Source organism: Nocardiopsis sp. FIRDI 009 (assembly GCF_003386285.1).
Lineage (GTDB): Bacteria > Actinomycetota > Actinomycetes > Streptosporangiales > Streptosporangiaceae > Nocardiopsis.
Map to the genome: position 1 here is coordinate 1 of NZ_QPNC01000002.1, position 26,314 is coordinate 26,314.

Sequence of the window (26,314 nt, forward strand, 5' to 3'; positions counted from 1 at the left end):
CGGCGAGCCGGATCTCGTCACGGCCGAACTCGGCCAGGGACAGATCGGCGACCTTGAAGTCGAAAGCCATGCGTTCCTCACTCGTCATCGTGGTGGCGCCCCTGATTCTAGGCACGCTCGCGCGCGCGTGGAGTAATGTTGACAATGCATTGTCAGGTTTGCTTCGACCCGCGCGGAAAGTGGACTAGGCTCGCGTTCATGGCCGCCCTCGACGACGCCTCGCCCGCATCCGACCGGTTCTCCACGCCGGGCGGGCCCGTGCCGATCTCGGCCGCCGCCGAGCGGGTGGGCACGACCGCGCGCATGCTGCGCTACCGCGAGGGGCTGGGGCTGCTTCCCCGCACACAGGAGCGGCCCACCGGGCGCGGCCACCGCCACCGCCGGTTCACCGAGGAGGACCTGCGCACGATCGCGGTCGGCCTGGAGATGGAGCGCGAGTTCGACATCCCGCCCGCCGCCCTGGCGTTCGCGCTGCGCGTGCTGGCCGAACCCGAGGTCCTGGCGCGGGTGCGCGAGCACGGGGAACGGCTCGGCAGACTCACCGCCGCCCCGGCCCGGGCGATGGACTTCGAGAAGGAGAAGGCGATGCGGCTGCTCCACCACCGCCGCGCCTGAACCGACGACGCTCACAAACACCGTGGGTTGACACGCATGAGCGTCCGGTAACGGCCACATGAGCGGGCCCCTGGGTAGGTTTTGGCACCGAGTCCGCGGGCTACGGATCCACACGTGGATACCCTTAGCAGCGGCGTGGCCCTGAACCGCCTCCCGGGCCGTGTGCGCGACGAGCTCACCGACGTGGACCGCCTCCGGTCGATCTGGACACGGCACCGTCACGGCCAGCCCCGGGACGCGCGCGCGGCGGCGCGTCGCGCCCTGATCCGACGCCGCGTCCTGGACCTGGGCGGGGCGCCGGCCCTGGAGGACCTGGTGGTGTCCACCTCCGAGGAGGGGATGTCCGGGCAGCCGATCTCCGCCGACTACGTCCGGGAACTGGCCCGACGCACGGCCGGCCTCCCGACCGACTGCGCCTCCCGCTCTCCCGACCGCCCCCTCGGGGAGGAGGAGGCCCGTCGACTGGCCGAGGCCGCCGTCGTGCCCGCCCATCCCGTGATCCGTGCCGCCTACACCTTCGCCGAGTGCGTCTCGGTCCTTCGGGGGCTCGACACCGCGGAGGAGGGGGCCGACCGCGGCGCCGAGGGGGCCGACGGCGACCCGCCGTGGGTGCTGCCGTGGATCCTCGCCTCCCTGGTCCTCCAGCGCGCCGACTACCCGCCCCTGCCACCGGTCCCGCGCGCCTTTCCGCCGCCGTCCGACGGTCGGGACCACGACGACCGGTTCGTCGCGCTGGTCCACCGCTTCGCGCGCCTGGTCACCGGGGCTCTGCGCGACGAACTGTGCTGGGCGCCCGCGAGTGTTCCGCCCCCGCGGGAGCGCATCCCCCCGCTGGCGTCGGTGACGTGCCGACGGATCCAGGACTATGTGCGGTCCCGTCAGCCGTCGCTGTCCCTCATCCTCCAGTCCCTGGACCCGGACGCCCGTACGGTCGTGCGGTCGGGCGGCTTCGACGACAACGAGGAGGAGACCTCGGACACGGCCCCCGTCCCCGCCTCCCGGACGGTCCTCACCCCCGGTGCCGCGCACTGGTGGACGGTTCTGGAGATGGTGGTCGGCGACGCGTCGCTGACGCTGTTCGTGGTCGTGCAGGAGGTCGGCCGCCCGCACACCGGTGTCCTGGCCGTGACCGCCGACGCGCGGCTCACCACACCGGACGGGGTGCGCGACGTGCTGGACATCTCCGGGGCCGACAGCGCCACCGTGATGCCGACCGACTGCGTCGACGAGCGCTGGCCGCAGATCCGCGACCTGGTGGACGAGGCGGTCTCACGGGCGATGAACGCGCTCACCCGCGTCTGAGAGCGCCCGAGACGCCGGAAGGCCCGGGACAGGCACTGTCCTACTGACTGACCGCCAGCAGCACCAGGACGAGGATCAGGATCACGATGGTGATGAGCACCGCCGGGATCACCCAGCTCTGCTGGAGCACCGACTCCTGTTCCACCGGGCGTGGCATCGGCTGACGCGCCCCGGGGCGGGCGTAGGTCTGGTTCGGGTTGCCCACGGGCGGCATCGGCCGCTGCTGGTGCTGCGGGTAGGGGCCGGGCATGCCCGGTCGGGGGTTCGTGGAGCCCGGGTGGGCGCCGAAGGCGGGGGGCGGGGTGGCGTTCATGGGCTGGCCCATGGGGCGCGGGTTCGACGTGCCCGGGTTCTGGCCCATCCGCGGGTCGGACATTCGCGGGTCGGACACGTGCGGCGGGTAGCCCCCGAAACCCTGCTGGGGCCCCGTCCGCGGCGGCGCCTGCTGCCCCATCGGCGGCGCCTGCCCGCCGGTGAACGCGCCCCCGGCCTGGGCGATCTGCTCGCCCCGCTGGAGCGCGTCGTCGGTGGAGTGGGCGTCCTCGGCCCCCTCGTGGCCCAGCAGGCGCATGAGCAGGGTCTGCGCGCTGGGTCGGTGTTCGGGGTTCTTGTCCAGGCAGGACTCGACGATCGGCCGCAGCGCCTCATCCATGCCGTCCAGCTCGGGCGGCGCGCTGATCACACGGTGCACCACCGCCGGAACGGTGTCCGCGCCGAACGGCGCGTGCCCGGTGGAGGCGAAGGCCATCACGCAGCCCCAGGCGAAGATGTCGCACTTGTCGGTGACCCCGCGCCCCTCGATCTGTTCGGGCGCCATGTAGGAGGGAGTGCCCACGATCGAGTTGGTCATGGTGGCCGTACCGTCGTCCATGCGCGCGATACCGAAGTCGATCACCCGCGGGCCGTCCGGCCCCAGCAGCACGTTGCCCGGTTTGAAGTCGCGGTGGACGATGCCCGCCTTGTGGATGGCCACCAGCGCGGTGGCGGTGGACACGGCGAGCCGCTGGAGCTTGGGCCCCCGCAGCGGGGCGCCCTTGGCGACGGTGTCCTGCAGGTCCCTGCCCGGCACGAACTCGCTGACCACGTAGGGCGGATCCTCGTCGAGCTGGGCGTCGAGGATCGCGGCCGTACAGAACGACGCGACCTTCTGCGCGGCCCGAACCTCCTTGGCGAACCGCCTGCGCAGTTCACCGTCGCCCGACCACTGGTCGTTGAGCACCTTGACGGCGACCTGGTCGCCCTCGGTGTCCTCGGCGAGGTAGACCACACCCTGCCCGCCCTTGCCCAGACGGCCGGTCACGCGGTACGCGCCGAACGCTGCGGGATCGCTCGGCTGTAGCGGTTCGGGACCGGGCATCAGTGTCCTCCAGGGCTTCGGTGCGGGGCGCGCAGCAACAGGGTACGGGGCGGGCGGCGGGCCCGCGCCTGGGACGGTCGCGCCCGGACGGTGCCCCTCACCTCGCTCCGTAGCCGTTTTGACTGCTGAAGCGGCCAGAACGTTCCATCCGGCCTCAATCGATTTTTCGCGCCTCGTCGACGAGCAGCACCGGGATGCCGTCCCGGATCGGATAGGCCAGACCGCTCTCGTCGCAGACCAGTTCGTCGGTCTCGGGGTCGTGCCGGAGCGGAGCCTGGCTCTGCGGGCAGGCCAGGATGTCCAGCAGCCACCCGTCGATCTTCGTGCTCATGTTCTCGTTCCTCGTGTGCTCGTGGGTGTGCCTGTGGCGCTTTCGGCGCCCCGGGCACGTCCGCGCCGGGCGGACTGCCGTGCCCGGCGCGGAGCCTCCCCACCAGAATGCCTGGTCAGGCTCGGACGATGCTCAGGACCTCGTCGCGCAGCTTCGCCACGGTCCCCTCGTCCGGCGCCTCCACGTTGAGCCGCAGGAGCGGTTCGGTGTTGGAGGCACGCAGGTTGAACCAGGATCCGTCCGGCAGGTGGACGGTCAGGCCGTCGAGTTCGTCGACGGTGACGCCGTCCCTGCCGTCGAAGGCCGCGCGGACCGCCGCCATCCGGGAGGGGGCGTCGGTGACCGTGGAGTTGACCTCCCCGGACGCCGCGTAGCGCGAGTACTCCTCGGTGATCCGGGAGAGCGGACGGTCGTCCGAGCCCAGGACCCGCAGGACGTGCATCGCCGCGAGCATACCCGTGTCGGCCCGCCAGAAGTCACGGAAGTAGTAGTGGGCGGAGTGCTCGCCGCCGAAGATCGCGCCGGTCTCGGCCATCGTGGCCTTGATGAAGGAGTGGCCGACGCGGGTGCGGACGGGGACGCCGCCGCGTTCGCGGACGATCTCGGGGACGGCGGTGGAGGTGATGAGGTTGTGGATGATCGTGGCGCCCGGTTCGCGCTCCAGCTCCTGGGCGGCGACCAGGGCTGTGACGGCCGACGGGGGGACGGGTTCGCCGCGCTCGTCGACCACGAAGCAGCGGTCGGCGTCACCGTCGAAGGCCAGCCCGATGTCGGCGCCGGTCTCGCGCACCCTGGCCTGGAGGTCGACCAGGTTGGCCGGGTCCAGCGGGTTGGCGGGGTGGTTGGGGAAGGTGCCGTCCAGCTCGAAGTACAGGGGCACGACCTCCAGCGGCAGGCCCTGTTCCAGGACCGCCGGGACCGTGTACCCGCCCATACCGTTGCCCGCGTCGACGACCACCTTCAGCGGTCGGATGTCCGACAGGTCGACCAGCTCGCGCAGGTAGGCGGCGTAGCCCGGCAGCAGGTCCCGCTCGGTGACGGCGCCCTTCGGCCCGTCGTGCTCGGGGACCCCGGACTCGGCCAGGCGGCGGATCTCGTCGAGGCCGGTCTCACCGCTGATCGGCGCCGCCCCGGCCCGGCACATCTTGATGCCGTTGTACTCGGCCGGGTTGTGGCTGGCGGTGAACATGGCGCCGGGCAGGTCGAGGTGGCCGGAGCCGTAGTAGAGGAGGTCGGTCGAACCGAGCCCGGTGAACACGACGTCGACCCCCTGGGAGGTGACGCCGTCGGCGAAGGCCGTGGCCAGGTCGGGTGAGGAGGGGCGCATGTCGTGCGCGACCACGACGGCAGGGCCGCCGACCACACGGGCGAAGGCGGCGCCGATCGCCCGCGCGATGTCGGCGTTGAGGGTGTCCGGAATCACACCGCGTACGTCGTATGCCTTGAAGATGCTTCGGAGGTCAACCACGTCTTCTCCGGCCGTTCGGTCCTGCTCCTGATTCGGTGGCGCGCGGACCCCGGGGCCCGCGCCGTACAAACGTAGCAAGGGGCCGCGGACGGCCGACGGCACCCGGGGGTGGCGGAACCGCTCACGGAGGGTGACGAGAACGGGGATCGGCGGACCCGGTCACCGCCGCGACGAGCTCAGCCCCGGTCGCGGGGGTCGTGGTCGCCCCGGCCGGGGTCGGAGCGGACCACGCGCAGGTGGCCGCGGCGCAGGGTCTCGGTCCCCTCGCCGACGACCTCGTCCGCGGGCGAGGGCGGGCGCGCCGCCTCACGCACGGCGTCCGCGAGGGCCTCCAGGTCGTCGCTGCCGGGACCGCCGCCCGACGTCTCGACCGGAAGCCGCACGACCTCCCAGCCGCGGGGAGCCGTCAGCCGGTCGGCGTGGACGGCGCACAGGTCGTAGCAGTGCGGTTCCACGTAGGCGGCGAGGGGGCCCAGCACGGCGGTGGAGTCGGCGTACACGTACGTGAGCGTGAAGACGGCGGGCTGCCTGCACGCGGTACGGGAGCAGCGTCGAACATGGCTCACAGCGTTTGACTGTATGCCTTTACCGAGGGACACGCCAGCATCGTCCCACGACGGCCTCCGCCGTGTGCCCCGTGCGTCCGTGTTCCGGGGCATCGGGGCTACGCGAGGGGCGGTTGATGGCTTAGTCTCGAAGTGTGCGACGAGTGCGCCTTTCCAGTGGCCAACCAGACCGAGTGCGGCGCCGGGACCGCCGCGGCCGAGGCATCCGCGGTCCTCTCGTGCCCTCCGACCTGCCGGTTTACCGCAGCCGAGCGCAGGCCTTCGACGATCTTGTGCTGGACGCCGTCGAACGCCTGGAACGTCTGTGGGCGCGCGAACTGGCGAACGTGGACTTCCTCGTCGAGGACGTCCCGCCGATTCCGGCCCTCGGCCCCATGACCGAGTCGATCCCCTTCTCCCGCCTGGAGACCGATCCGAACGGCAGGGCCCGCATCGTGATCTACCGCCGTCCGGTGGAGATCCGGACCAAGGATCCGGAGGAGATGGCCCTGTTGGTCCACGAGGCGGTCGTCGAGGAGGTCGCCAACCTGCTGGGCGTGGAGCCGGAGTCCGTCGACCCCGAGGCGTGAGCCCGAACCCGGGCCGAAGCGGAGCGGCGGACCAGGACGGACACAGCTCACGGCACGACGCCCACCATCGATCCGCGTGCGATCGGCAGTTGCACCTCCACGGGCGCCGGAGGCACCGGCAGGACACTCCACCCGTCCCCGGTGCTGAGGATCCTCGCCGTGTGCACCGGTCCGGAGTCCTCCAGCAGCTCCAGCCGGACCGTGTTGCCCTCCTCCGACGGCAGGTCCCAGTCGGCTCCGGACACCAGCGTGGCCCCGGCGGCCAGGTCGACACGCACGGCGTCGCCCTGGGTCCCGTCGGCGCCCACCGGCGTCACCACCACGTGCGCGTCCCCGTCGAGGGCGGTCATGACCAGTTCCACCTCCACGCCGTCGGGGACGAACGGCAGGACGGCGGTGGTGTCCAGGGGGTGGGCGAGCGGGTCCACGGCGGCCGGGTAGGCGGTGTCGGCGTCCTCGGCGAGGGCACCGGCGACCACCGGCACGTCGGACTCCACGACGACCGTGCCGGGGCGCCCGGCCAGCGCCGCCTCCAGGGTGACCCAGGCGGAGCCGAAGGGCGGAACGTCCAGGGTCAGCTCCTCCTCGTCGCCGTCGACCGGCAGGACGCGTACCCGGGCCTCGGCGAGGTCGCCCCCGGGTGAGGTCACGAAGAGCCGTCGCGTCCCCTCCCCCTCGGGCAGGCCGGGGATCACGTGCCGCTCGGCGGGCCCCCCGGTGGGGGGAACCCAGGAGACCGCGCCGGAGGAGTGCTCCGCGAGCAGGGACGCGGCCACGCGGCCGGTGCTGGTGCGCACGTGGACGCCGAGTGAGGCGGACTGCTGGATCAGTTCGGTCAGTTCCAACTCGACGGACTCTCCGGCGGGCACGGAGATCCCCCGGCTCTCGTTCGAGAACGACAGCCCGTCCGTGGTGTACACGTCCACGCTGGCGGTCGCGGCGGTCCGGGACGGGTTGGCCAGGTGGACGGTGAGCGTCTCGGTCTCCACCGGGTCTCCCTCGTCCACCCCGTCGATCACGTGCCCACGCCCGTCGCTGCCGACCCCGGCGCCCCCGCTGCCGCCGGGCAGGGCGAACCAGGTGCTCGTCGAGGGCTCGGCGCAGCGGACCTCGGTCACCCCGTCCTCGGTCACCGTGGTCTGGGCCGAGTCGAGCCCGGAGGCGAGACTGCCCTCGGCGCGCAGGACGGTGGGGCCGTCACCCTCCCCGGTCCCGGCCAGCCAGACGGTGCCGGGCTCGGTGAGTTCCTCGCCGACGTCGGCCCGGAGCCTGCCGGCGTCGTCCCGGCCCACGCGCGGCGCGTAGGCGGCGACGGTGCTCTCGGCCCCCGGCGCCGGACACACGCGCGCGGTGAGGTCGGGGCGGACCGTGCCGGGTTCGGCGGCCCCGAGCGGGTCGCTCACCGGCACGAGGGTGATGCCGAACAACGCGGCCAGCGCCAGGGCGACCAGGCCGAACAGCGCGAACCGGTTCTCCACGATCAGCCGCATCTACCCCTCCCTCCGGGTGGTCGCGACCCGACCGGCACGGCGGCGTCCGCCCCTGCGGGAGCGGTGCCCGCGCCAGCGTGGCCGCCGCGGTCGCGGCGCGGTGGCGGACTCGATCAACCGCGCCTCCTCCTCGGTGCGGGCACCGGGCGCCGCCAGGACGGCGACCACCAGCAGCAGCGCCCCCTGGGCGGCCAGCCACACGGTGTGGGCCGGGTCGGCGTGCCACACGCGCAGTTCACCTCCGGCGGGGGGCAGTTCCCATGCCTGGAGGCCGTTCTCCGTCGCGACCGGGGCGAGGTCGGCCCCGTCGAGCGTGGCCCGCCATCCGTCGTCGGCGGACTCGGCCAGGAGGAGCCGCCGCCCGGCGTCGCCCGCGGGCAGATCGGCGCCGGCCTCCAGTACCCGGGGTTCACCCTCCCCGGCGACGACGCGCAGGGCTCCGGTGGGCTCCACCACACGCCAGAGACCGTAGCGGTCGGACAGCGACACCCGGAGCAGACCGGGGGTGCCGTCCAGGGTGGTGACCATCGAGACGTCGTGGGCGTCGCCGATCTCCGGTCGCGGGTAGAGCACGTACTGGACCCCGTAGTCGGTCAGGTCGTGCAGGTGTTCCCCGCCCTGACCGGCGATGAGTTCGGCGACCGCCCTGTCCATGAACTCCCTGGCCTCCTCGGTGGGGACGACGCCCTCCTGCCCGATCCTGGGCTCCTCCCCGCGCAGGACGGTGTAGTCGACGCCGCCCTCCCCCGGCGTGACGACCAGGGTGCGGGGTCGCGTCCCGTCCCGGTCGATGACCTCCAGCGCGCGCGACACCACCATGTCCGCCCGGCCGGTGAGCGGCCCGTCCACGCCCTCCCACATCCACAGCGCGGCGGCGCAGAGCGGCGTGGTCGACGCGAGGGCCGCCACCGACACCGCGAACACGCGACGGAGCCCGCCGAGTCGGATCATGGGGCCGAGCGACCGTCCGGCGGTCGCGGCGGACAGCAGGACGGCGACGGCGGCGAAGGACAGGGCCGCGCCGGGCCAGGCCGGGGAGGGGGGTCCGCCGGAGTGCGGTTCGATCACCAGTCGGCTGGCGGCGACGGCCACGAGCAGCCCGAACAGGGCCAACGACCAGCCCGCTGCGACGATCGTCCGGTCGCGCAGGAGCAGGAGCGAGCACAGGGCGGCGGCCGCGAAGCCCGCCATGACCCAGATCGGCGGGGTGCCGGGCCCGGCCGGGGAGAACAGGAGCAGGTGCCCGGCGGCGGCCGCCTCCGTCGGCGTGTGCAGGCCCGCCTCCAGCAGCCACAGCGTGGGGTGCCGGAGGAGTTCGAACGACCACGGGAGCAGCAGCACGATCGGGACGGCCAGGCTCAGCGCGACGCTCACGTACAGCCGCCGCCCCAGGTGTCCGAAGGCCGCCGCGACCAGGACCCCGGTGACCAGTGACAGCGCCCACACGAGGGGGACGAACGCGGTGGCCGCGGCCAGGACCAGGCCGAGCCCCCAAGCGGCGCGACGGGACGGTCGGGGCGGCAGCGACACCAGCCGGACCGCCAGCAGCCCCATGACCGGAAGCAGGACGTGGACCAGGGCCGTCCCCAGGCGCCCCTGCGCGATCGCTCCGGTGGCCACCGGCAGTAGCGCGTAGACGGCGGCGGCCCACAGGCGGACCGGGCGCGGCCGCACGACCTCACGGGCGAGCAGGAAGGCGGTGAACCCGGCCAGCGGGACGCAGCCGAGCAGGATCACGGAGACGGCGATCCAGGGCTGGCCCAGGGTGAGTGTGGACAGCAGGGCGAGCAGGCCGACGTAGGGCGGGACCGGGGCGTTCGATCCGAGCCCGTGGTCGGGCCATCCGGCCAGGTAGAGGGACCACAGGTCACCCGCCGTACCGGCGACCGGGGGCAGTGCCCCGCCCGCGAGGAGGTCGCCGAGGAGCAGGGAGCGCTCGGCGACGACCGCCACGGCGGTCAGACCCAGGATCAGCAGCACGCCCGGCCGGAGGACGACGCGGCGCAGGAAGCTGGTCTGGTCGGCGAGCGCCGCCTCCTCGTCGTCGGGGCTGGGCGGGACGGTGACCGCCTGGTGGCGACCGGGGGTGTTGAGGACGGGCTCTCCGGACAGGACGCCGGTGAGGGCGTCCGCGAACTGGCGCAGGGCCACGCCCCGGGCGAGGAACGGGCGGATCGCGCTGTAGGTGCGGCGGCGGTCGCGGCGGCGCCGCAGGCGCGCCCGGGCCAGGCGGAACGGGCGCAGGTACACGAGCGTGATCGCCGCGGCCTCGTCCAGGGCGTTGCCGGGCTGCTTGATCAGCAGGTACATCACCACGCGCAGCAGGGAGGCCAGGGAGTTGCGCACGAGCGCGGCCGCCATGCCGCCGGCGGGCAGGTTGGCCAGGAGCACGAACACGGCGTGCCTGCGGTCGACCCGGCGCGGGTGGTTGCGGGTGGCGGTGATCCGGCGGCGTCGGCGGGCCGATGCCTCGGCGTGGTAGGCCACCGCGTCGGTGACCAGGAGCGCGCGGAGTCCGGCGCCGCCCACGCGCCAGCAGAAGTCGATGTCGTCGCGGAACAGGGGGAGCGCGGGGTCGAACCCGCCGAGCCGGTCCCACACGTCACGCCGGACGAGCATGCCCGCGCTGGACACGGCGAGGACCTGACGGGTGCCGTCGTGCTGGCCGTGGTCGAACTCCCTCTGTTCGAGACCGGTCTCGCGGCGGCCCGCGCCGTCGATGGTGACGCCCGCCTCGACCAGGCGGCGGCGGTCGAACCAGTCGCGGAGTTTGGGGCCGAGCACGGCGGCGCGCGGGTCCTGGTCGGCGGCGGCCAGCAGTTGTTCGAGGGCGTCGCGTTCGGGGGTGAGGTCGTCGTGGATGAGCCAGATCCACTCGACGGCGTCGTCGGCGGCGTCCCTGACGGGGGCGGTGGAGCGCGGCAGGTCGAGCGCCCGGCGGACGGCGTCGCCGTATCCGGTGGTCGCCGGGAGGTCGAGGATCGCGTCGTCGGGCAGGTACTCGGCGAGGAGGGCGGCGCTGCCGTCGGTGCTGCCGGTGTCGGCGGCCACGACGCGCTGGACGGGCCGGGACTGGCCGCGGACGGCCGCGAGGGTCTCCGGCAGCCAGCGCGCGCCGTCGTGGGAGACGATGACCGCGGTGACGACGTGTCGGGCGGGATCGTGGTCAAGCACGGCTGTGGTGTGTTCTCTTCCGGGTGGGGGGCGGCGCCCCGGCCTTCGGGCGCGCGGTGGCGCCGGGCGCCCGTCGGCCGTGTCCGGGGTCCGGTTCGGCACGGTTGGCCCGACGTGGCCGGTCCGGCACGGTGGGCGCGGGTCATCACGATACGCCACGCCGGCGTACCACGGGGCTGTTCCCCCAAGGCGCCCGGATAGCTCCTTATCGGCTCATTCACGACACGACGGATGTGTGGCGCAATACCCACCAAAGTCCCAAACGGCGTGGAACATGAAAAAAGCGCACCCGGACTCGCGGTCCGGGTGCGCTCGGCGCGTGTGCCCCTAGAGCATCTCCGCCAGGAAATCGAAATCCCCTCCGGCGGCTTTCTTCAGCCTTCGGCGCTCACGCTCGGAGAGTCCCCCCCAGATGCCGAAGCGTTCGTCGTGCTCCAGCGCGTATTCCAGGCACTCCGCACGTACCTCGCACGACTGGCAGACCTTCTTCGCCTCCCGCGTCGAGCCGCCCTTCTCGGGGAAGAACGCCTCCGGGTCGGTCTGCGCGCACAGGGCACGTTCCTGCCAGCCCAGATCCTCGTCCGAGCCGTGCGCCAGCGGGATCACCTCGCTCATGCGCACCTCCTGTTGCCCCCCATAGATGTCCCCGGCCCTTTTCGTCCCCCAGGCCGGGTGGAATCCCACCTTGAAATTACACGCGGGCCCGTGACCAGGAGTCAAGCGCCCTGCGTGGTAATCCACTGAATATCATGTAACGAACCGCCAACGACGATCGTGCCATGTCCGTTCTGTGAATTACCACGCAATTCACGGCCTTCCCGGGCGGAGGGGGCGCGGACGCGCCGGGGGCGATCAGCGGTTGCCCTCGCCGCCGTACCAGCCCTGCTGACCCCCGCTGTTGCCCTGTCCTTGCTGGTCAGAGCCGTAACCGGAGCCCGCTTCGTACTGGCTGCCGTACGACGCGCCACTCTGTCCGGAGGCGTCCGCACCGGCCTGCTCACCGGAGTTAAAGAAAGGGTCAACTCCGCTGTCGGACGGTGTGTCCTGCGCCTGCTGGGCCTGCTGCCCCTGGTCCGCCCCCTGGTACCAGCCGTACTGGATGGCGTCCTGGGCGGCCTGCTCACCCGAGGAGACGGCCTGCTCGCCCCCCTGCTGGGCGTCGTAGGACTGCGGCGCGTACTGCGCGGGGTCGTACGCCTGGGCGGAGGCGTCCTGCTGGCCGTACTGCTGCGCGTACTGGGAGGGGTCGTAGGACTGCTGGGCCCCGGTGCCGTAGGCGTAGGACTGCTGCGGGGCCGACGCGTCGCCGTACTGCTGCCCGTACGCCTGCTGGGCCGACGGGTCGTACGCCTGCTGAGCCCCGGTCCCGTACGCCTGCTGGGCCGACGGGTCGTACGCCTGCTGAGCCCCGGTCCCGTACGCCTGCTGGGCCGACGGGTCGTACGCCTGCTGACCGCCCGTGCCGTACGCGACCTGCTGCTGGGCGTCATAACCCTGCTGCGCGGACGGATCGTAGCCCTGCTGGGCCGACGGGTCGTACGCCTGCTGAGCCCCGGTCCCGTACGCCTGCTGGGCCGACGGGTCGTACGCCTGCTGACCGCCCGTGCCGTACGCGACCTGCTGCTGGGCGTCATAACCCTGCTGCGCGGAGGCGTCGTAGGGCTGGGCCTCCTGACCGTACTGGGCGTAGCCCTGCTGCTGACCGGACGCCGCCTGGGCCGGGTTCTGGCCGTACACCTGGCCCGACCCGGTCTGCGTCGGGTCGGCGGCGGGGTAGCCCGGCTGGGCGTAGGGCTGCTGGCCGACGCCGTACGACTGCTGCGGGTTGTACTGGCCCTGCGGCGTCGCGCGCGGCACCAGCGTCGGGTCGTTGAAGACCTTGAGGAGGACGAAGCCGAGCAGGCCGAGCACCGCGCCCTGGGCGAGCGTCGTGAAGAAGCCCGCGAAGCCGATCCCGACGTTCTCGGGGACGATGAAGCCGGTGATCAGGGAGATCATCGCGAACAGCAGCCCGACGCCGACCATGATCATCGCGGTGACGACGACGGGGGCGGCCGACGGACGCGTGCGCTCGCTGGTCACGACCAGGGCGACGGCGGTGGCCAGGAGGATCACGTGCCACAGCCCGAAGAAGCTGGAGGCCGCGGACTCCACCCCGAAGGCGAATCCTCCGGTGTAGTCGCTGGCCCGCACGATCAGGCGGACCAGCCCGGAGAGCAGGGTCGCGCCCACGGCCCCGAGGAGGACCCAGGCCCCCAGTGGGCGCAGGCGATCGAGTGTTTCGTTGTTCAAGAGAGGTTCCCCTCCGCTGGTTCCCCACCATCGAGACTGGGGAAGCGTGGATATCGTCGGGCTGTCAGGTGCGTCGGCCGCGCCCCGACGGGGAATGGGGACATCGGACACAGCCGACCGGTGAGATGGCGAGCGCGGCCCCGGGGTTCGAAGACTCCCCGCGCGGGTACGGTCACGCCGAGGTCGCGGCCCACGGGCGGGGCAGACGACTCATACACGCCCCCAGCCTGCCAGACTTGGACGCATGCGGATAGTCGTACCGGCCGGAGGTATCGGCGGGGCACGGTTCCTGCGCGGCCTGAAGGCGGCGCTCGGGATCGACGCTCCCACCACCGGAAACCAGAGCACAGACAGCCCCATCACCGTCATCGGCAACACCGGTGACGACATCACCCTGTTCGGACTCCGGATCTGTCCGGATCTGGACACTGTGATGTACACCCTGGGCGGGGGCATCAACGAGGAGCAGGGCTGGGGTAGGGCCGACGAGTCCTTCACCGTCAAGGAGGAGCTGGTCGCCTACGGCATGCGCCCCACATGGTTCGGGTTGGGCGACCGGGACACCGCCACCCACATCGTCCGCGCGCAGATGCTCGCGGCCGGATACCCGCTCTCCGCGGTCACCGAGGCGCTGTGCGACCGCTGGAAGCCCGGTGTGCGCCTGCTGCCCATGACCGACGACCAGGTGGAGACGCACGTGGTCGTCGAGGACGAGGAGGGCCGCCGCGCCATCCACTTCCAGGAGTGGTGGATCCGGCACCGCGCCGCGCTGCCCGCCGAACAGATCGTCAGCGTCGGCGCCGAGTCGGCCAAGCCCGCTCCGGGCGTCCTGGCCGCCATCGCCGAGGCGGACGCCGTGATCCTGCCGCCGTCCAACCCCGTGGTCAGTGTGGGGTCGGTGCTGGGTGTTCCCGGCATCCGCGACGCCCTGGTCGACAAGACCGTGGTCGGTGTCTCACCGATCATCGGGGGCGCGCCCGTGCGCGGGATGGCCGACGCCTGCCTCGCCGCCATCGGGGTGGAGACGAGCGCCGCCGCCGTCGCCGAGCACCTGGGCTCGGACCTGCTGGACGGCTGGCTGGTCGACGAGGCCGACACGGGCATCGAGGTCGAGGGGATCGAGGTGCGCTCGCGTCCGCTGTACATGAGCGATCCGGCCGCCACCGAGGCGATCGCCCGCGCGGCGGTGGACCTGGCGGTCGAACTCTCCGAGGGGCGCGCGTGACAGACGACATGCGGGTACGCGGCCTGTCCGGCATCCCCGAGGTGCGGGCGGGCGACGACCTCGTGGCCCTGGTCGCCGACGCCGTGGCCGCCTCCGGCGCCCCGCTGGTGGACGGTGACGTCCTCGTGGTGACCTCCAAGATCGTCAGCAAGGCGGAGGGCCGCGCCCGACGGATGGACCGCGAGGCGGCGATCGACGCCGAGACGGTGCGCGTGGTCGCCCGCGCGGGCCGCACCCGGATCACGCAGACGCGGCACGGACTCGTCATGGCGGCCGCGGGGGTGGACGCCTCCAACGTCGAGCCCGGCACCGTGCTCCTGCTCCCGGAGGACCCGGACGCCTCCGCCCGCGCGCTGCGCGCGGGGCTGCGTGAGCGTCTGGGGGTCAACGTGGCCGTGGTCGTCTCCGACACCTTCGGCCGCCCGTGGCGCGTCGGCCAGACCGACGTGGCGATCGGCGCGGCGGGGTTGACGGTCCTCCAGGACCTGCGCGGCGCCGCCGACACGCACGGCAACCTCATGGAGGTGACCGTGAACGCGGTCGCCGACGAGATCGCGGGCGCGGGCGAACTGGTCAAGGGCAAGGCCAGCGGTGTGCCCGTCGCGGTGGTCAGCGGTCTGGGCGCCCTGGTCACCGAGGAGGACGGCCCCGGAGCGGGCACGCTGGTGCGCTCGGCCGACGCCGACCTGTTCCGCTACGGGTCGCGCGACGTCGTCCCCGCCCGGCGGACCGTCCGCGCGTTCACCGACGGCCCCGTGGACCCGGCCGCCGTACGGCGCGCGGTCGGCGCGGCGGTGACGGCCCCCGCACCGCACCACACCACCCCGTGGCGGTACGTGCTCGTGGAGTCCGAGCGCACGCGCAAGCGGCTGCTGGACGCCATGTTGAACGCGTGGGTGGCCGACCTGCGGGGTGACGGGTTCTCCGAGGAGGCGATCGCCCGTCGGACTCGCCGCGGCGACGTCCTGCGCGCGGCGCCGTACCTCGTGGTGCCGTTCCTGGTCGCCGACGGGGCGCACCCCTACCCCGACCGTCGCCGAGCGACCGCCGAGCGGTCGATGTTCCTGGTGGCGATGGGCGCCGGGGTGCAGAGTCTGCTGGTCGGGCTGGCGATGGAGGGCCTGGGGTCGGCCTGGATCTCCTCGACGATGTTCTGCCCGGACGTCGTGCGCGAGGTGCTGGACGTGCCCGAGGACTGGCAGCCGATGGGGGCGGTGGCCGTGGGACACGCGGCCGAGCCGCCGCGGGAGCGTCCGCCACGCGATCCGGAGGACTTCGTGACCGTACGGTGACGGCGGTGACGACGGGCGGCCGGTGTCCCCTCCGGGGACGCTGGCCGCTTTTCGTGTGCTCAGAGACCTCGATGACCTGTTGGAGCCCAGGAGTCACACACGGCACGGGTTCCCACCATGCCTCCGAAAAATCGCAAACTTTCCTTACGGTTTTCGTTGACGCACCGGTCAAGCAACTCTAAGGTTTCTTAACAATTAAGGCCCCCAGAGCCGGTTCGTCGCCCCCGCTCGACGAGAGGAGCACCCCCCATGCTCGACCATCTCCGCGAACGAAGCCGCCGAAGGAAGACGCCCTCACGGGCCAGGGCGGTCCTGACCGGCGCCTTCGCCGTCGTCGCCTCGGCGCTCCTGGCCGGTGGCGCCAGCCAGTTCGCCCTGGCCGCCAACGAGGCCGAGACCGTGTCCGACACCGGTTCCGCGCAGCAGACGCAGCAGTGGCTCACCGGCTACTGGCACAACTTCGACAACGGGTCCACGGTGCTGACCCTCGCCGACATCCCGTCCGAGTACAACCTGGTGGCGGTCGCCTTCGCCGACAACCACCCCTCACTCGACGGCGGCATCACGTTCAACCTCGCCAGCGACGAGCTCAACGGTTACACCGACGCCCAGTTCCGCTCCGACATCGCCGCCATCCAGGCCGAGGGCCGCAAGGTCATCCTCTCCGTCGGCGGCCAGCTCGGACACGTGAACGTCACCAACGCCACCCAGGCGCGGAACTTCGCCGACACGGCCCACGCGCTGATGCTGGAGTACGGGTTCGACGGCATCGACATCGACCTCGAACACGGGATCAACGCCCAGTACATGGAGTCCGCCCTGCGCGACCTGCGCGCGAGCGCCGGGCCGGACCTCATCATCGCGATGGCCCCGCAGACCATCGACTTCCAGGCGCCCAGCCAGCAGTACTACCAGCTGGCGTCGAACATCTCCGACATCCTCACCATCGTGAACATGCAGTACTACAACTCCGGCACGATGGCGGGGTGCGACGGCCAGATCTACAGCCAGGGCACGGTCGACTTCGTGGCCGCCCAGGCGTGCATCCAGCTGGAGATGGGCCTGTCCCCGAGCCAGGTCGGCCTGGGCGTCCCGGCCGTCCCCTCGGCCGCGGGCGGCGGGTACATGCCCACGAGCAGCGTCATCGCCGCCCTCGACTGCCTGGAGGCCGGGACCAGCTGCGGCCGGTACGCGCCGACCACCCCGTACGGCCCCATCGGCGGCGTCATGACCTGGTCGATCAACTGGGACGCGACCAACGGCTACCGGTTCGCCCGCGACATCTCCGCACGCCTCGGCGACGGCCCGACGACCCCGCCGACCGACGAACCCACCGACGGACCCACGGACGGACCGACCGACGGCCCCACCGACCCGCCGGTGGACTGCACCGCTCCGGCCTGGTCCGCCGACACCGTCTACACCGGCGGTGACACCGTCTCCCACCAGGGCACCGTCTACCGCGCCAAGTGGTGGACGCTGGGTGAGGAGCCCGGCACCACCGGCCAGTGGGGCGTCTGGGAGACCGTCGGCGCCTGTTAGCGACTGTGTGGCGGACACCCCCCGCACACGGCGGGCGGCGGCCACCACACACCACGAACCCCGCGCGGGGCCGCTCCCGACCCCGCTTCCACCCCCTCCCGGGGTGGGCCGTCACCTCACTCCCCTCGCGTGACGGCCCACCCCACCGCTCCCCCGCGACCGGCCCCGGCGCCGTCCCCGGCGTCCCCGGTCCCCCTGCCGTCACCACGACCCCACCCCCGGCTCCGGCCGCGGGCGGGGCCCGCGGTGTACCCAGAAACCGATTCCAGAAAGGGTCCCCCATGCCCTCCCGTCCCTCCCCGCGCCGGGGCCGACCCGCCCGATGGGCACGCGCCCTCGGAGCCGCGGCCGCCGGGCTGTGCATGTCCGCCGGCATGCTCCTCACGGCGCCGACCGTGAACGCCGCCGTCCAGACACCCCAGGCTCCACAGGCCCCGGCCGCCCCCGCCACCAACGCCGACTGCCGGCCCGACGGCCTCCACCAGACCCCCGGCGTGGACGTCCCGTACTGCGACGTGTACGACGCCGACGGCCGCGAGATCCTCCCCAACGACCTCGACCGCCGGGTGATCGGCTACTTCACCAGCTGGCGCAACGGTTCCAACGGCCAGCCGGAGTACCTGGTCGACGACATCCCCTGGGACCGGATCTCACACATCAACTACGCCTTCGGCCACGTCGACGGCGACAACCGGCTCTCGGTGGGCCCGGACTCGCCGGACAACCCGGCCACGGGCATGATCTGGGACGAGCCCGGCCTGGAGCCCGACCCCGAGTTCCCCTACAACGGCCACTTCAACCAGCTCAACAAGTTCAAGAAGGACCACCCGGGCGTCAAGACCCTGGTCGCCGTCGGCGGCTGGGCTGAGACCGGCGGCTACTTCGGCCCCGACGGCGAGCGCGTGGCCTCGGGCGGCTTCTACTCGATGACCACCACCGAGACCGGCGTCAACCACCAGGGCATCGAGACCTTCGCCGACTCGGCGGTCGAGTTCGTCCGCGAGTACGGCTTCGACGGCCTCGACATCGACTACGAGTACGCCACGTCCAACAACGGCGCGGGCAACCCCGACGACTTCTGGATCTCCGACCAGCGCCGCGGGCACCTGTGGGAGGGCTACGAGGAGCTGATGCGCGTCCTGCGCGAGAAGCTCGACCAAGCCTCCGCCGAGGACGGCACGTACTACCAGCTGACCGCCGCGGTCCCCTCCTCCGGCTGGCTCCTGCGCGGCCAGGAGGTGCACCAGGTCGTGCAGTACCTGGACTTCGTCAACATGATGACCTACGACCTGCACGGCACCTGGAACCACTTCGTGGGCCACAACGGCGCCCTCTACGACAGCGGCCAGGACCCCGAGCTGGCCGACGTGTACAACGCCTACGACGGCATCGGCTACCTCAACGCCGACTGGGCCCACCACTACTTCCGCGGCGCCATGCAGGCCGGACGGATCAACCTCGGCGTGCCCTTCTACACCCGCGGGTGGAAGGACGTCGAGGGCGGACAGAACGGCCTGTGGGGCACCGCGGCGCTGCCCGACCAGACCCAGTGCCAGCCCGGCACCGGCATCTCCGTTCCCTGCGGTGACGGCGCGGACGGCATCGACAACCTGTGGCACGACAGCGACCCCGTGACCGGGAACGCCATCGCGGCCGGGGCGAACCCGATCTGGCACGTGCTGAACCTGGAGGACGGCGTGGTCGGCGACTACGTGGCCGACTACGGGATCACCGACGACATCGAGGGCGACTACACCCGCCACTGGGACGACGTGACCAAGAACGAGTGGTGGTGGAACTCCACCACCAACACGTTCCTGTCAGGCGACGCGGACCGGACCATCGCCGCCAAGGCGGACTACGTCGCCGACACCGGCCTGGGCGGCGTGATGATCTGGGAGATGGCCGGCGACTACTCCTACAACGACGCCAAGGGCCAGTACGAGATGGGCGACACGCTCATCACCAGCCTCCACCAGACGCTCAGCACCGCGGGCCCCTACGGCGCGACGAAGGCGGAGACCCCCGCCCCCGCGGAGGTCCTCGACGTCGACGTCGATTTCCACGGGTTCGCGCTGGGCGACAACAACTACCCGATCACCCCGGACGTGACCATCACGAACAACTCGGCCGGAGAGATCCCCGGCGGTTCGACGATCACGTTCGACTACGGCACCTCGGCCCCGGCCAACATGAGCGACCAGTCCGGCATGGGGCTCACCCACGTGCAGAACGGCCACGAGCGGGGCGACAACGTCGGCGGCCTGGACGGCGACTTCCACCGGGTGGAGCTGACCGTGCCGAGCTGGAAGAGCATCCCGGCGGGCGGTTCGCTGGACTTCGTGCTCAGCTACCGGCTCCCGATCGCGCAGCCGTCGAACTTCCGGATCGATGTCGGCGGGAACGAGTACGCCATCACCTACGACAACCCCCGCGAGGGCACGCTGGTCGACGCGCCCGCGGGCGGTGACGGAGGCGACGGCGGTGACGGCAACCCCGACGACTGCGCCGCTCCGGCCTGGGTCTCCGGGGAGACCTACACCCAGGGCGACACCGTGACGCACAACGGCGCGGCCTACCGGGCCAAGTGGTGGACCCAGGCCGAGCCGGGCACCACCGGCCAGTGGGGAGCCTGGGAGTCCCTCGGCTCCTGCTGACCCCACCCCGCACGAAGGGGCGCGGCGCCGGAGACGGCGTCGCGCCCCTTTCCCGGTTCTCAGATCCGCACGATCGTGAGCGTGGGGTCCAGCTTGCCGATGTCGTCCGGATCGGAGGTGAAGACCCTGGCGTTCAGCTCTGCGGCCAAGAGGGCCACGTGGCCGTCGACCACGTCGCTTGTACCGCTACGGGCGAGCAGGACCCCGATCCGGCGCGCGCTCCCGGGGTCCAACGGGTGCGCGAGAACGCCCTTGAACTCCAGGAGCCGGGCGATGACCTGTTGACGGGGATCACCCCGCCACACCTGGGCCAGCACTCCTACGGATACGTGTGCGACGGCCCTCGCCTCATACAGGAGTTCTTGAACCTGATAGGCCCGAGGATCCCTCCGTTCGAGGGCGATCAGGAATCCCGCGTCGAGGACGATGTGCTTCATGCCGAGAACCCTAGGCAGCGGCGTGAGAGTTGTCCTCGAAACCGGGGAACTCGTCCGCCTCGTCCAGTCCCAGAGCCTCCCTGGCCCACTGCTGGTCCTCGGCCGAAACCTCTCCGACCTCGGCTTTCAGCTCATCGAGCGTCGCCCGGACACCCGCCCAGTCCGGCGCGTTCGCCGCGAGTTCGGTGAAGTACGCCGACACCGAACCGACCTGCCCGGAATCCACCGCGCGCTGGGCCTTGTCCACGATCTCCTCCGGAACGCTGATGGTGACGCGCTTGTTCGTCATACTCCGATCATACTCCGTGCATACTCTCGTGTCCCAGAGTCGCGGGGCCTCCTCACACGATCGGCAGGGACGTCCGCCGGACGCTGGGTGCGACCCCGTCGCTGGCCTCCGCCACCCGGCGCCGCTCCTCGTCGACCTCGCCGTACAGCGTCGTCCGCTGGCGGAGCGGGCGTCCGGTCGGCGCGACCAGGGCGCGGATGTCGCTGATCGTCTTGTACGACCCCTGTCCCGACCCCGCCATCCGGCTGATCGTCTCCTCCATGAGCGTGCCGCCCACGTCGTTGACCCCGCCCGCCAGCAACCGGCGGCAGGTGTCCTCGGCGAGCTTGACCCACGAGCACTGGATGTTGTCGATGCTCCCGTGCAGCAGCAGCCGGGCCAGGGCGTGCACCGCCCGGTTCTCCCGCACCGTCGGACCCGTCCGGGCCAGACCCGCCAGGTAGAGGGGCGCGTTGGTGTGCACGAACGGCAACGGCACGAACTCGGTGAAGCCCGGGCGGCCGTTGCGCTCCCGGGAGCGTTCCTGGAGCGAGCGCAGCAGCCTGAGGTGGGCGACCCAGTGGTGCGGGGAGTCCACGTGCCCGTACATCATCGTGGAGGTCGTGGGGATTCCCAGGTCGTGCGCGGCCGTGATCACCTCGATCCACTCGCTCGCGGGCAGCTTGCCCTTGGTCAGGATCCAGCGGACCTCGTCGTCGAGGATCTCCGCGGCCGTCCCCGGGATCGATCCGAGCCCCGACTCGCGCGCCCGCGTGAGCCACTCGCGGATCGGCAGGTCGGTACGGGCCGCCCCGTTGACCACCTCCATCGGGCTGAAGGCGTGGACGTGCATGCCGGGCACCCGGTCGCGGACTGCCGCGGCGATGTCGAAGTAGGCGGTGCCGGGCAGGTCGGGGTGGATCCCGCCCTGCATGCACACCTCGGTGGCCCCCGCGCTCCACGCCTCCTCGGCCCGGTCGGCGACCTGGTCGAGGGAGAGCGTGTAGGCGTCGGCGTCGGTGCGGCGCTGGGCGAAGGCGCAGAACCGGCAGCCGGTGTAGCAGACGTTGGTGAAGTTGATGTTCCGGGTGACCACGAAGGTGACGTCGTCGCCGACGGCGTCGCGCCGGACCCGGTCCGCCAGATCCGCCAGCGCCTCCAGTTCGGGACCGTCGGCGTGCAGCAGGGCGAGCGCCTCGTCGTCGGAGAGCCCCGCGGGGTCGGCCTCTGCGGCGCGCAGCGCGGCGGCGATCTCGGGGTCGAACCGGCGGGGCACGGCGCCCTCCCGGTCCACGCCCGACCGGAGTTCGTCCCAGTCTCCGTAGACCGAGTCGAAGTCGCCGCGCCGGTCCCCGGTCCGCCCCGCCTCGTCGATCCCGGTGTGCAGGTCGGTGCGGCCCGAGGAGACCAGCACGGCCTCGGGCTCCTGCCACGGACGGCCCACGACCGGCGCGTCCGGCGCCGCCAGACCGGTCTCGGGGTCGGCGAGCGCCGCGACGTGCCCGGCCACCCGCGGATCCAGCCAGGGCTCGCCCATCCGGACGTACTCCGGGTAGACCGTCAGCCGCTCGCGCAGGGTGAAGCCCAGCGCGGCGGTGCGCGCGGCCAGATCGTCGATCTGCGGCCACGGCCGCTCGGGGTTGACGTGGTCCGGGGTGAGCGGGGAGACCCCGCCCCAGTCGTCGATGCCCGCGCGGACCATGAGCGCGTACTCGTCCACTCCCCCGCGCTCGGCCCCGATGAGGTTGGGCGGCGCCTGCACGTGCGCCCTCGGCCCCATGACCAGGCGGGTGACCGCGATCGCGGCGGCCATCTCCTCACGCTCGGCGTCGGGCCGGTGCATCATCGCGGTGTCCGGCTTGGCGCGGAAGTTCTGGACGATGACCTCCTGGATGCCCCCGTAGCGGCGGGCGGCGGCGCGCATGGCGAAGACCGACTCGGCGCGTTCGCGGACGGTCTCGCCGATGCCCAGGAGGATGCCGGTGGTGAACGGCACGCTGGAACGGCCCGCGTCCTCCAGGACCCGCAGCCGGACGGCCGGGTCCTTGTCCGGGCTGCCGTAGTGCGCCTGGCCCCGTTCCGTGAACAGCCGTGTGGAGGTGGTCTCCAGCATCATGCCCATGGACGGCGCGACCGGCTTGAGGCGCTGGAAGTCCGACCAGGTGAGCACCCCCGGGTTGAGGTGCGGCAGCAGACCGGTCTCCTCCAGCACCATGACGGCCATGGCCCGGACGTAGGAGAGGGTGTCGTCGTACCCGTGGGCGTCCAGCCACTCGGCCGCCGCCGTCCAGCGGTCCTCGGGTCGGTCGCCGAGGGTGAACAGGGCCTCCTTGCACCCCAGGGCCGCCCCCTGGCGGGCGATCTCCAGGACCTCGTCGGGGGAGAGGAACGGCGATTCCAGGCGGCCGGGCACGGTCGCGAACGTGCAGTAGTGGCAGCGGTCCCGGCACAGCCGGGTGAGCGGGACGAAGACCTTGCGGCTGTAGGTGATGACGCCCGGCCGCCCGGCCGCCTCCAGCCCGGCGTCGCGGACCCGCCCGGCGTGGTCGAGGAGGGTCTCCAGGTCGTCGCCGCGGGCGTGCAGGAGGACTTCGGCCTCGGTGACGTCGAGGGTCTTGCCGTCGCGGGCGCGGGCCAGCGCCCGGCGCATCGCGGAAGGGGTCGGGGAGGGGTCGGTTCCCTGGTCGTTCGCACCACTCATGACCGCACCCTACGCCGCGGTAGCCCCGGGGATCACGCCCCACCCCGCCCGAAGCGCCGAACGCGGCGGGACACCCGCGGCGCCGGTCTGGGATCATCGGTGGACCGGCCAGGTGGAGGGAGGGCCCGTGCTGACTCGGCTTCGGCGTGACCCGTGGGTGCGGCTCGCGGTGCTGCTCGTGCTCCTGTTGTGCGCGGTTCTGGCGGTGCGCGCGCACTGGGAGCAGGCGCGCGAGGCCGCGGCGGCGCTGCCCCTGTGGGTGCTGCCGGTGGCGGTGCTGGCGGGCATGGCGGGGTTGACGGGGCAGATGATGGCCTGGCGGGCGCTGCTCTCCGGGCTCGGGTCGCCGTTGCCGGGCGGGGTGGCGGCGCGGGTGATGTTCGTGGGCCAGCTCGGCAAGTACCTGCCCGGGTCGGTGTGGGCGTTCGTCGCCCAGGTGGAGCTGGGCAGGGACTGGGAGGTGCCGCGGGTGCGCGGCGCGGCCGCGACCCTGCTCGCGGTCGGGGTGACGGTCGCGGTGAGCCTGGCCGTGGCGGCGGTCGCGCTGCCGCTGTCGTCCGCCGAGGCGGCCCGGCGGTGGTGGTGGGCGCTGGCCCTGGCGCCGCTGCTGCTGGCGGCCCTGCACCCGCGCGTGGTGGGCTGGGGGGTGCGCCTCGCGGCCCGGCCGTTCGCGCGGTTCCGGGAGGTCGCCGAGGCGGGTCCGCTCCGGCTCCCCGGTCGCGCGATGGCCGCCGCCGTCGCGTGGACCCTGGCGGCCTGGGTGCCGCTGGGCGCGCACGTGTGGGTGCTGACGTGGGCGGTGGGCGGCGACCCGGTCCGGTCGTTCGGTCCCGCGGTGGGCGCCTACGCGCTGGCGTGGACGCTGGGGCTGTTGGTGGTGTTCGCCCCCGCCGGTCTGGGCGTGCGCGAGGCGGTGCTGGTCGTGGCGCTCGCGCCGGTCGTGGACGCGGGGGCGGCGCTGGTGGTCGCGGTCCTGTCCCGCCTGGTCATGACGGTCGCGGACGTGGCCTGGGCGGGGCTGTCCCTGCCGCTGTCCAGGACCGCCCGTTCGGCGTCGACGAGGACACCGGGTCCGCCGGACGCCCCCGTCCACCCGTACGGCCCGCAGGCCCCCGACCGGAACGCCTGACCCGGGACACGCGCCGCCGTCCGCCGACCACGGGGACGGATCGGAATCAGCGTGAACCCTTTTCCGGGGATCGGGCTAACAGGGGTGTAAGCATCCCCAACCGATGGGACCCACTCCATGTCCCTGGTCGATTCCGGAACCGGCCGCGTCGAGGATGCCGACCAGGCATCCGACGCGGCCGTGATCCGGCGGTCCCTCACCGATTCGGTGCACTTCAGCACCATCTTCCGGAGGCACGCGCCCGCCCTGCACCGCTACGTGGCCCGAAGGCTCGGTCAGGCGGACGCCGACGACATCGTCTCCGAGACCTTTCGCACGGCGTTCCTCGCACGCCACCGTTACGACCCCGCCCGCCCGGACGCCCGCCCGTGGCTGTGGCGGATCGCCACCAACCTGGTGCGCCGTCAGCACAGAAGCGAGACCCGCCACTACCGCGCGCTGGCCAGGACCGGGGTGGACCCGGTCCTGGAGAACCACGCCGACCGGGTGAGCGAGCGGGTCGACGCCCAGAGCGTGTCGGCACGGCTCGCCGCTTCCCTGGCGCGGCTCTCCAAGGGCGACCGGGACGTGCTGCTGCTCGTCGCCTGGGGCGACCTCACCTACGAGGAGGTCGCCTCGGTCCTGGGCATCCCGGTCGGCACCGTCCGGTCCCGTCTGCACCGGGCCCGCAAGCGGGTGCGCGCCGCCCTCTCCGAGAACCCGCTCACCGCGAAGGAGACCGACCAGTGAACGAGATGGACCACCTTCGCCGCATGCGCGAGGACGTTCCCGAACCGACCTCCGACTCGCTGAACGCCCGCCTGGCCTGGCGGCCCGGTCACCCGAACGCGGCCGCGTCGGCGGCCCGGAGGTTCGGGTCCGGACCCGTGCCGGGGCGGCTCCCGCTGGCCGTCTCCGGTGCCGCCGTCCTGGTGGCCGGAGCCGCGTTCGCCGTCCTGGTCCTGGGACCGCTCGGGTTCACGCGACCGGACCCGGTCACACTGACCCCGGCCTCCCCGACAGAGGGGTCCGCCGACGACGGAGCGACGGAGGTCATGGCTCCCCTCGCCGAGGCTGTCCGGTCCCAGCCGGTCGACGGTGCCGTCTGGTACCAGCACCACGTCTCGGCCGACGCCTGGGGCGTGGGCCCCGAGGGCGACCGGTACGGGGTGTACAGCATCACCGAGGTCCAGTCGTGGGTGGACACCGAGACCGGCCAGGCCACCCACGAACTCATGTCGGCGGACTGGTCCCTGGTCGCCGAGCGCGGCCGGGAGGCGTGGAAGCGCGACGGCTCCCCCACCCGCTGGCCGCGGGAGGAGGAGCGGTGGGAGATCCCCCGCGGCGACGAAGAGGAGGAAGGGCCGTTCACACCCGGCACTGTCAGTTACTTCTTCGGTGACACCCGGATGAGTGCCCAGGACCTCCAGGGCCTGCCCTCCGACCCCGAGCGCCTGCGTGAGATGCTGCGGCCCGAGTCGGAGGAGCGGCTGAACGAGGAGGACGCGGCGGAGGCGGGCTTCGTCGTCGTGCCCGACCCATCGGTCGAGACCGTCAGGGTCAACCTCGGCCGTCCCCTGCCACCGGAGGTCAGGGCGGGGGTCTACGAGATCCTGGCGGAGCTGCCCGGCGTCCGTGCGGCCGAAGGCGTGGCCGAGGACGTGTCCGGCCGGCCCGCCGTGGGCGTCGCCTACGACGTCGAGGGGCTGCTGGACGGGCGGTACGAGGAACGTCTCCTGTTCGACCCCGGGACGGGCCTGCTGCTGTCCTCCGAGCGGGTGGTGGTCGAGGTCCCGGAGTGGGCGGCCGACTGGGCCGAGCCCGGGGACGTGGTCGCGTACACGCTCTACGAGACCACCGAGTGGAACGACGCCTGGCCCGACGTGTCCGGGCCCGAGGTCACGGAGGGGCACCACTGAT

General features: G+C 72.6%; 21 protein-coding genes. 10 read left to right on the forward strand and 11 right to left on the reverse strand.

Annotated features, from left to right (window positions below):
• Window positions 1–198 precede the first annotated feature (198 nt).
• Complete coding sequence (locus DVR05_RS01480) at window positions 199–615, forward strand: MerR family transcriptional regulator (RefSeq protein ID WP_116243977.1); 417 nt, start codon at window positions 199–201, stop codon at window positions 613–615.
• Between the two features lie 114 nt (window positions 616–729).
• Window positions 730–1,917, forward strand: coding sequence for a hypothetical protein (locus DVR05_RS01485; protein WP_232831920.1), 1,188 nt, complete (start codon window positions 730–732; stop codon window positions 1,915–1,917).
• 40 nt (window positions 1,918–1,957) lie between these two features.
• On the opposite strand, the gene DVR05_RS01490 is transcribed toward DVR05_RS01485, so the two are convergent.
• The 4 genes from DVR05_RS01490 to DVR05_RS01505 all read right to left on the reverse strand — a co-directional run bounded on the left by DVR05_RS01490 (window position 1,958) and on the right by DVR05_RS01505 (window position 5,639).
• A complete protein-coding gene (locus tag DVR05_RS01490) occupies window positions 1,958–3,274 on the reverse strand; it encodes a serine/threonine-protein kinase (protein WP_116243979.1) in 1,317 nt (438 codons plus the stop codon).
• 154 nt (window positions 3,275–3,428) lie between these two features.
• Window positions 3,429–3,605 (reverse strand): Trm112 family protein, encoded by a 177-nt coding sequence (locus tag DVR05_RS01495; protein ID WP_017596839.1) that lies wholly within the window; start codon window positions 3,603–3,605, stop codon window positions 3,429–3,431.
• 115 nt (window positions 3,606–3,720) lie between these two features.
• Window positions 3,721–5,073: a phosphomannomutase/phosphoglucomutase gene (locus DVR05_RS01500; RefSeq protein ID WP_116243980.1), complete on the reverse strand. Its 1,353-nt coding sequence runs from the start codon at window positions 5,071–5,073 to the stop codon at window positions 3,721–3,723.
• Between the two features lie 176 nt (window positions 5,074–5,249).
• Window positions 5,250–5,639, reverse strand: a complete 390-nt coding sequence (locus DVR05_RS01505; RefSeq protein WP_116243981.1) for a DUF3499 domain-containing protein — start codon at window positions 5,637–5,639, stop codon at window positions 5,250–5,252.
• A 173-nt stretch (window positions 5,640–5,812) separates the two neighbouring features.
• On the opposite strand from DVR05_RS01505, the gene DVR05_RS01510 reads away from it, so the two are divergent.
• Complete coding sequence (locus tag DVR05_RS01510; protein WP_116243982.1) at window positions 5,813–6,208, forward strand: metallopeptidase family protein; 396 nt, start codon at window positions 5,813–5,815, stop codon at window positions 6,206–6,208.
• Between the two features lie 47 nt (window positions 6,209–6,255).
• Here the strand turns inward: DVR05_RS01510 and DVR05_RS01515 are convergent, their stop codons facing one another.
• From DVR05_RS01515 to DVR05_RS01530, 4 genes are all read right to left on the reverse strand, one after another.
• A complete protein-coding gene (locus DVR05_RS01515; protein ID WP_116243983.1) occupies window positions 6,256–7,698 on the reverse strand; it encodes a DUF5719 family protein in 1,443 nt (480 codons plus the stop codon).
• Window positions 7,699–10,872: a glycosyltransferase family 2 protein gene (locus DVR05_RS01520; protein ID WP_116243984.1), complete on the reverse strand. Its 3,174-nt coding sequence runs from the start codon at window positions 10,870–10,872 to the stop codon at window positions 7,699–7,701. It lies immediately after the preceding gene.
• A 327-nt stretch (window positions 10,873–11,199) separates the two neighbouring features.
• Window positions 11,200–11,487, reverse strand: coding sequence for a WhiB family transcriptional regulator (locus DVR05_RS01525; protein ID WP_013154770.1), 288 nt, complete (start codon window positions 11,485–11,487; stop codon window positions 11,200–11,202).
• A 237-nt stretch (window positions 11,488–11,724) separates the two neighbouring features.
• Window positions 11,725–13,164, reverse strand: coding sequence for a hypothetical protein (locus DVR05_RS01530; protein ID WP_116243985.1), 1,440 nt, complete (start codon window positions 13,162–13,164; stop codon window positions 11,725–11,727).
• A gap of 244 nt (window positions 13,165–13,408) precedes the next feature.
• Here DVR05_RS01530 and cofD point away from each other — a divergent pair, with 244 nt between their 5' ends.
• From cofD to DVR05_RS01550, 4 genes are all read left to right on the forward strand, one after another.
• The gene (gene cofD, locus DVR05_RS01535) at window positions 13,409–14,389 is read left to right on the forward strand and encodes a 2-phospho-L-lactate transferase (RefSeq protein ID WP_116243986.1); all 981 of its coding nucleotides are present in this window, start codon (window positions 13,409–13,411) and stop codon (window positions 14,387–14,389) included.
• Window positions 14,390–14,397: 8 nt separating this feature from the next.
• Window positions 14,398–15,681, forward strand: coding sequence for a coenzyme F420-0:L-glutamate ligase (locus DVR05_RS01540; protein WP_369974485.1), 1,284 nt, complete (start codon window positions 14,398–14,400; stop codon window positions 15,679–15,681).
• A 249-nt stretch (window positions 15,682–15,930) separates the two neighbouring features.
• The gene (locus DVR05_RS01545) at window positions 15,931–17,223 is read left to right on the forward strand and encodes a glycosyl hydrolase family 18 protein (RefSeq protein WP_116243988.1); all 1,293 of its coding nucleotides are present in this window, start codon (window positions 15,931–15,933) and stop codon (window positions 17,221–17,223) included.
• Between the two features lie 281 nt (window positions 17,224–17,504).
• Entirely contained in the window at window positions 17,505–19,880 is a 2,376-nt protein-coding gene (locus tag DVR05_RS01550; RefSeq protein WP_232831921.1) for a chitinase C-terminal domain-containing protein, read from the forward strand.
• 59 nt (window positions 19,881–19,939) lie between these two features.
• Here DVR05_RS01550 and DVR05_RS01555 read toward each other — a convergent pair whose 3' ends face one another.
• Genes DVR05_RS01555 through DVR05_RS01565 form a run of 3 tightly spaced genes read right to left on the reverse strand, consistent with a single transcriptional unit; the run spans window position 19,940 to window position 23,286 of the window.
• Window positions 19,940–20,317: a PIN domain-containing protein gene (locus DVR05_RS01555; RefSeq protein WP_116243989.1), complete on the reverse strand. Its 378-nt coding sequence runs from the start codon at window positions 20,315–20,317 to the stop codon at window positions 19,940–19,942.
• A gap of 10 nt (window positions 20,318–20,327) precedes the next feature.
• A complete protein-coding gene (locus DVR05_RS01560; protein WP_116243990.1) occupies window positions 20,328–20,606 on the reverse strand; it encodes a hypothetical protein in 279 nt (92 codons plus the stop codon).
• A 52-nt stretch (window positions 20,607–20,658) separates the two neighbouring features.
• On the reverse strand, window positions 20,659–23,286 hold the full coding sequence (locus tag DVR05_RS01565; RefSeq protein WP_116243991.1) for a bifunctional FO biosynthesis protein CofGH: 2,628 nt from the start codon (window positions 23,284–23,286) through the stop codon (window positions 20,659–20,661).
• Between the two features lie 127 nt (window positions 23,287–23,413).
• Between DVR05_RS01565 and DVR05_RS01570 the strand changes: the two genes are divergently transcribed.
• The 3 genes from DVR05_RS01570 to DVR05_RS01580 all read left to right on the forward strand — a co-directional run bounded on the left by DVR05_RS01570 (window position 23,414) and on the right by DVR05_RS01580 (window position 26,313).
• Window positions 23,414–24,415 (forward strand): lysylphosphatidylglycerol synthase domain-containing protein, encoded by a 1,002-nt coding sequence (locus DVR05_RS01570; RefSeq protein WP_232831922.1) that lies wholly within the window; start codon window positions 23,414–23,416, stop codon window positions 24,413–24,415.
• A 117-nt stretch (window positions 24,416–24,532) separates the two neighbouring features.
• Window positions 24,533–25,144, forward strand: coding sequence for an RNA polymerase sigma factor (locus tag DVR05_RS01575; protein WP_116243992.1), 612 nt, complete (start codon window positions 24,533–24,535; stop codon window positions 25,142–25,144).
• Between the two features lie 5 nt (window positions 25,145–25,149).
• The gene (locus tag DVR05_RS01580; RefSeq protein WP_232831929.1) at window positions 25,150–26,313 is read left to right on the forward strand and encodes a CU044_5270 family protein; all 1,164 of its coding nucleotides are present in this window, start codon (window positions 25,150–25,152) and stop codon (window positions 26,311–26,313) included.
• The last annotated feature ends 1 nt before the right edge of the window (window position 26,314 follow it).

What these genes read in the sequence shown, in the direction of transcription:
- DVR05_RS01480 (WP_116243977.1), top strand. Translation starts at nt 199, where the DNA reads ATGGCCGCCCTCGACGACGCCTCGCCCGCATCCGACCGGTTCTCCACG.
- DVR05_RS01490 (WP_116243979.1), bottom strand. Translation starts at nt 3,274, where the DNA reads ATGCCCGGTCCCGAACCGCTACAGCCGAGCGATCCCGCAGCGTTCGGC.
- DVR05_RS01495 (WP_017596839.1), bottom strand. Translation starts at nt 3,605, where the DNA reads ATGAGCACGAAGATCGACGGGTGGCTGCTGGACATCCTGGCCTGCCCG.
- DVR05_RS01515 (WP_116243983.1), bottom strand. Translation starts at nt 7,698, where the DNA reads ATGCGGCTGATCGTGGAGAACCGGTTCGCGCTGTTCGGCCTGGTCGCC.
- DVR05_RS01525 (WP_013154770.1), bottom strand. Translation starts at nt 11,487, where the DNA reads ATGAGCGAGGTGATCCCGCTGGCGCACGGCTCGGACGAGGATCTGGGC.
- cofD (WP_116243986.1), top strand. Translation starts at nt 13,409, where the DNA reads ATGCGGATAGTCGTACCGGCCGGAGGTATCGGCGGGGCACGGTTCCTG.
- DVR05_RS01540 (WP_369974485.1), top strand. Translation starts at nt 14,398, where the DNA reads ATGCGGGTACGCGGCCTGTCCGGCATCCCCGAGGTGCGGGCGGGCGAC.
- DVR05_RS01545 (WP_116243988.1), top strand. Translation starts at nt 15,931, where the DNA reads ATGCTCGACCATCTCCGCGAACGAAGCCGCCGAAGGAAGACGCCCTCA.
- DVR05_RS01550 (WP_232831921.1), top strand. Translation starts at nt 17,505, where the DNA reads ATGCCCTCCCGTCCCTCCCCGCGCCGGGGCCGACCCGCCCGATGGGCA.
- DVR05_RS01555 (WP_116243989.1), bottom strand. Translation starts at nt 20,317, where the DNA reads ATGAAGCACATCGTCCTCGACGCGGGATTCCTGATCGCCCTCGAACGG.
- DVR05_RS01560 (WP_116243990.1), bottom strand. Translation starts at nt 20,606, where the DNA reads ATGACGAACAAGCGCGTCACCATCAGCGTTCCGGAGGAGATCGTGGAC.
- DVR05_RS01565 (WP_116243991.1), bottom strand. Translation starts at nt 23,286, where the DNA reads ATGAGTGGTGCGAACGACCAGGGAACCGACCCCTCCCCGACCCCTTCC.
- DVR05_RS01575 (WP_116243992.1), top strand. Translation starts at nt 24,533, where the DNA reads ATGTCCCTGGTCGATTCCGGAACCGGCCGCGTCGAGGATGCCGACCAG.
- DVR05_RS01580 (WP_232831929.1), top strand. Translation starts at nt 25,150, where the DNA reads ATGGACCACCTTCGCCGCATGCGCGAGGACGTTCCCGAACCGACCTCC.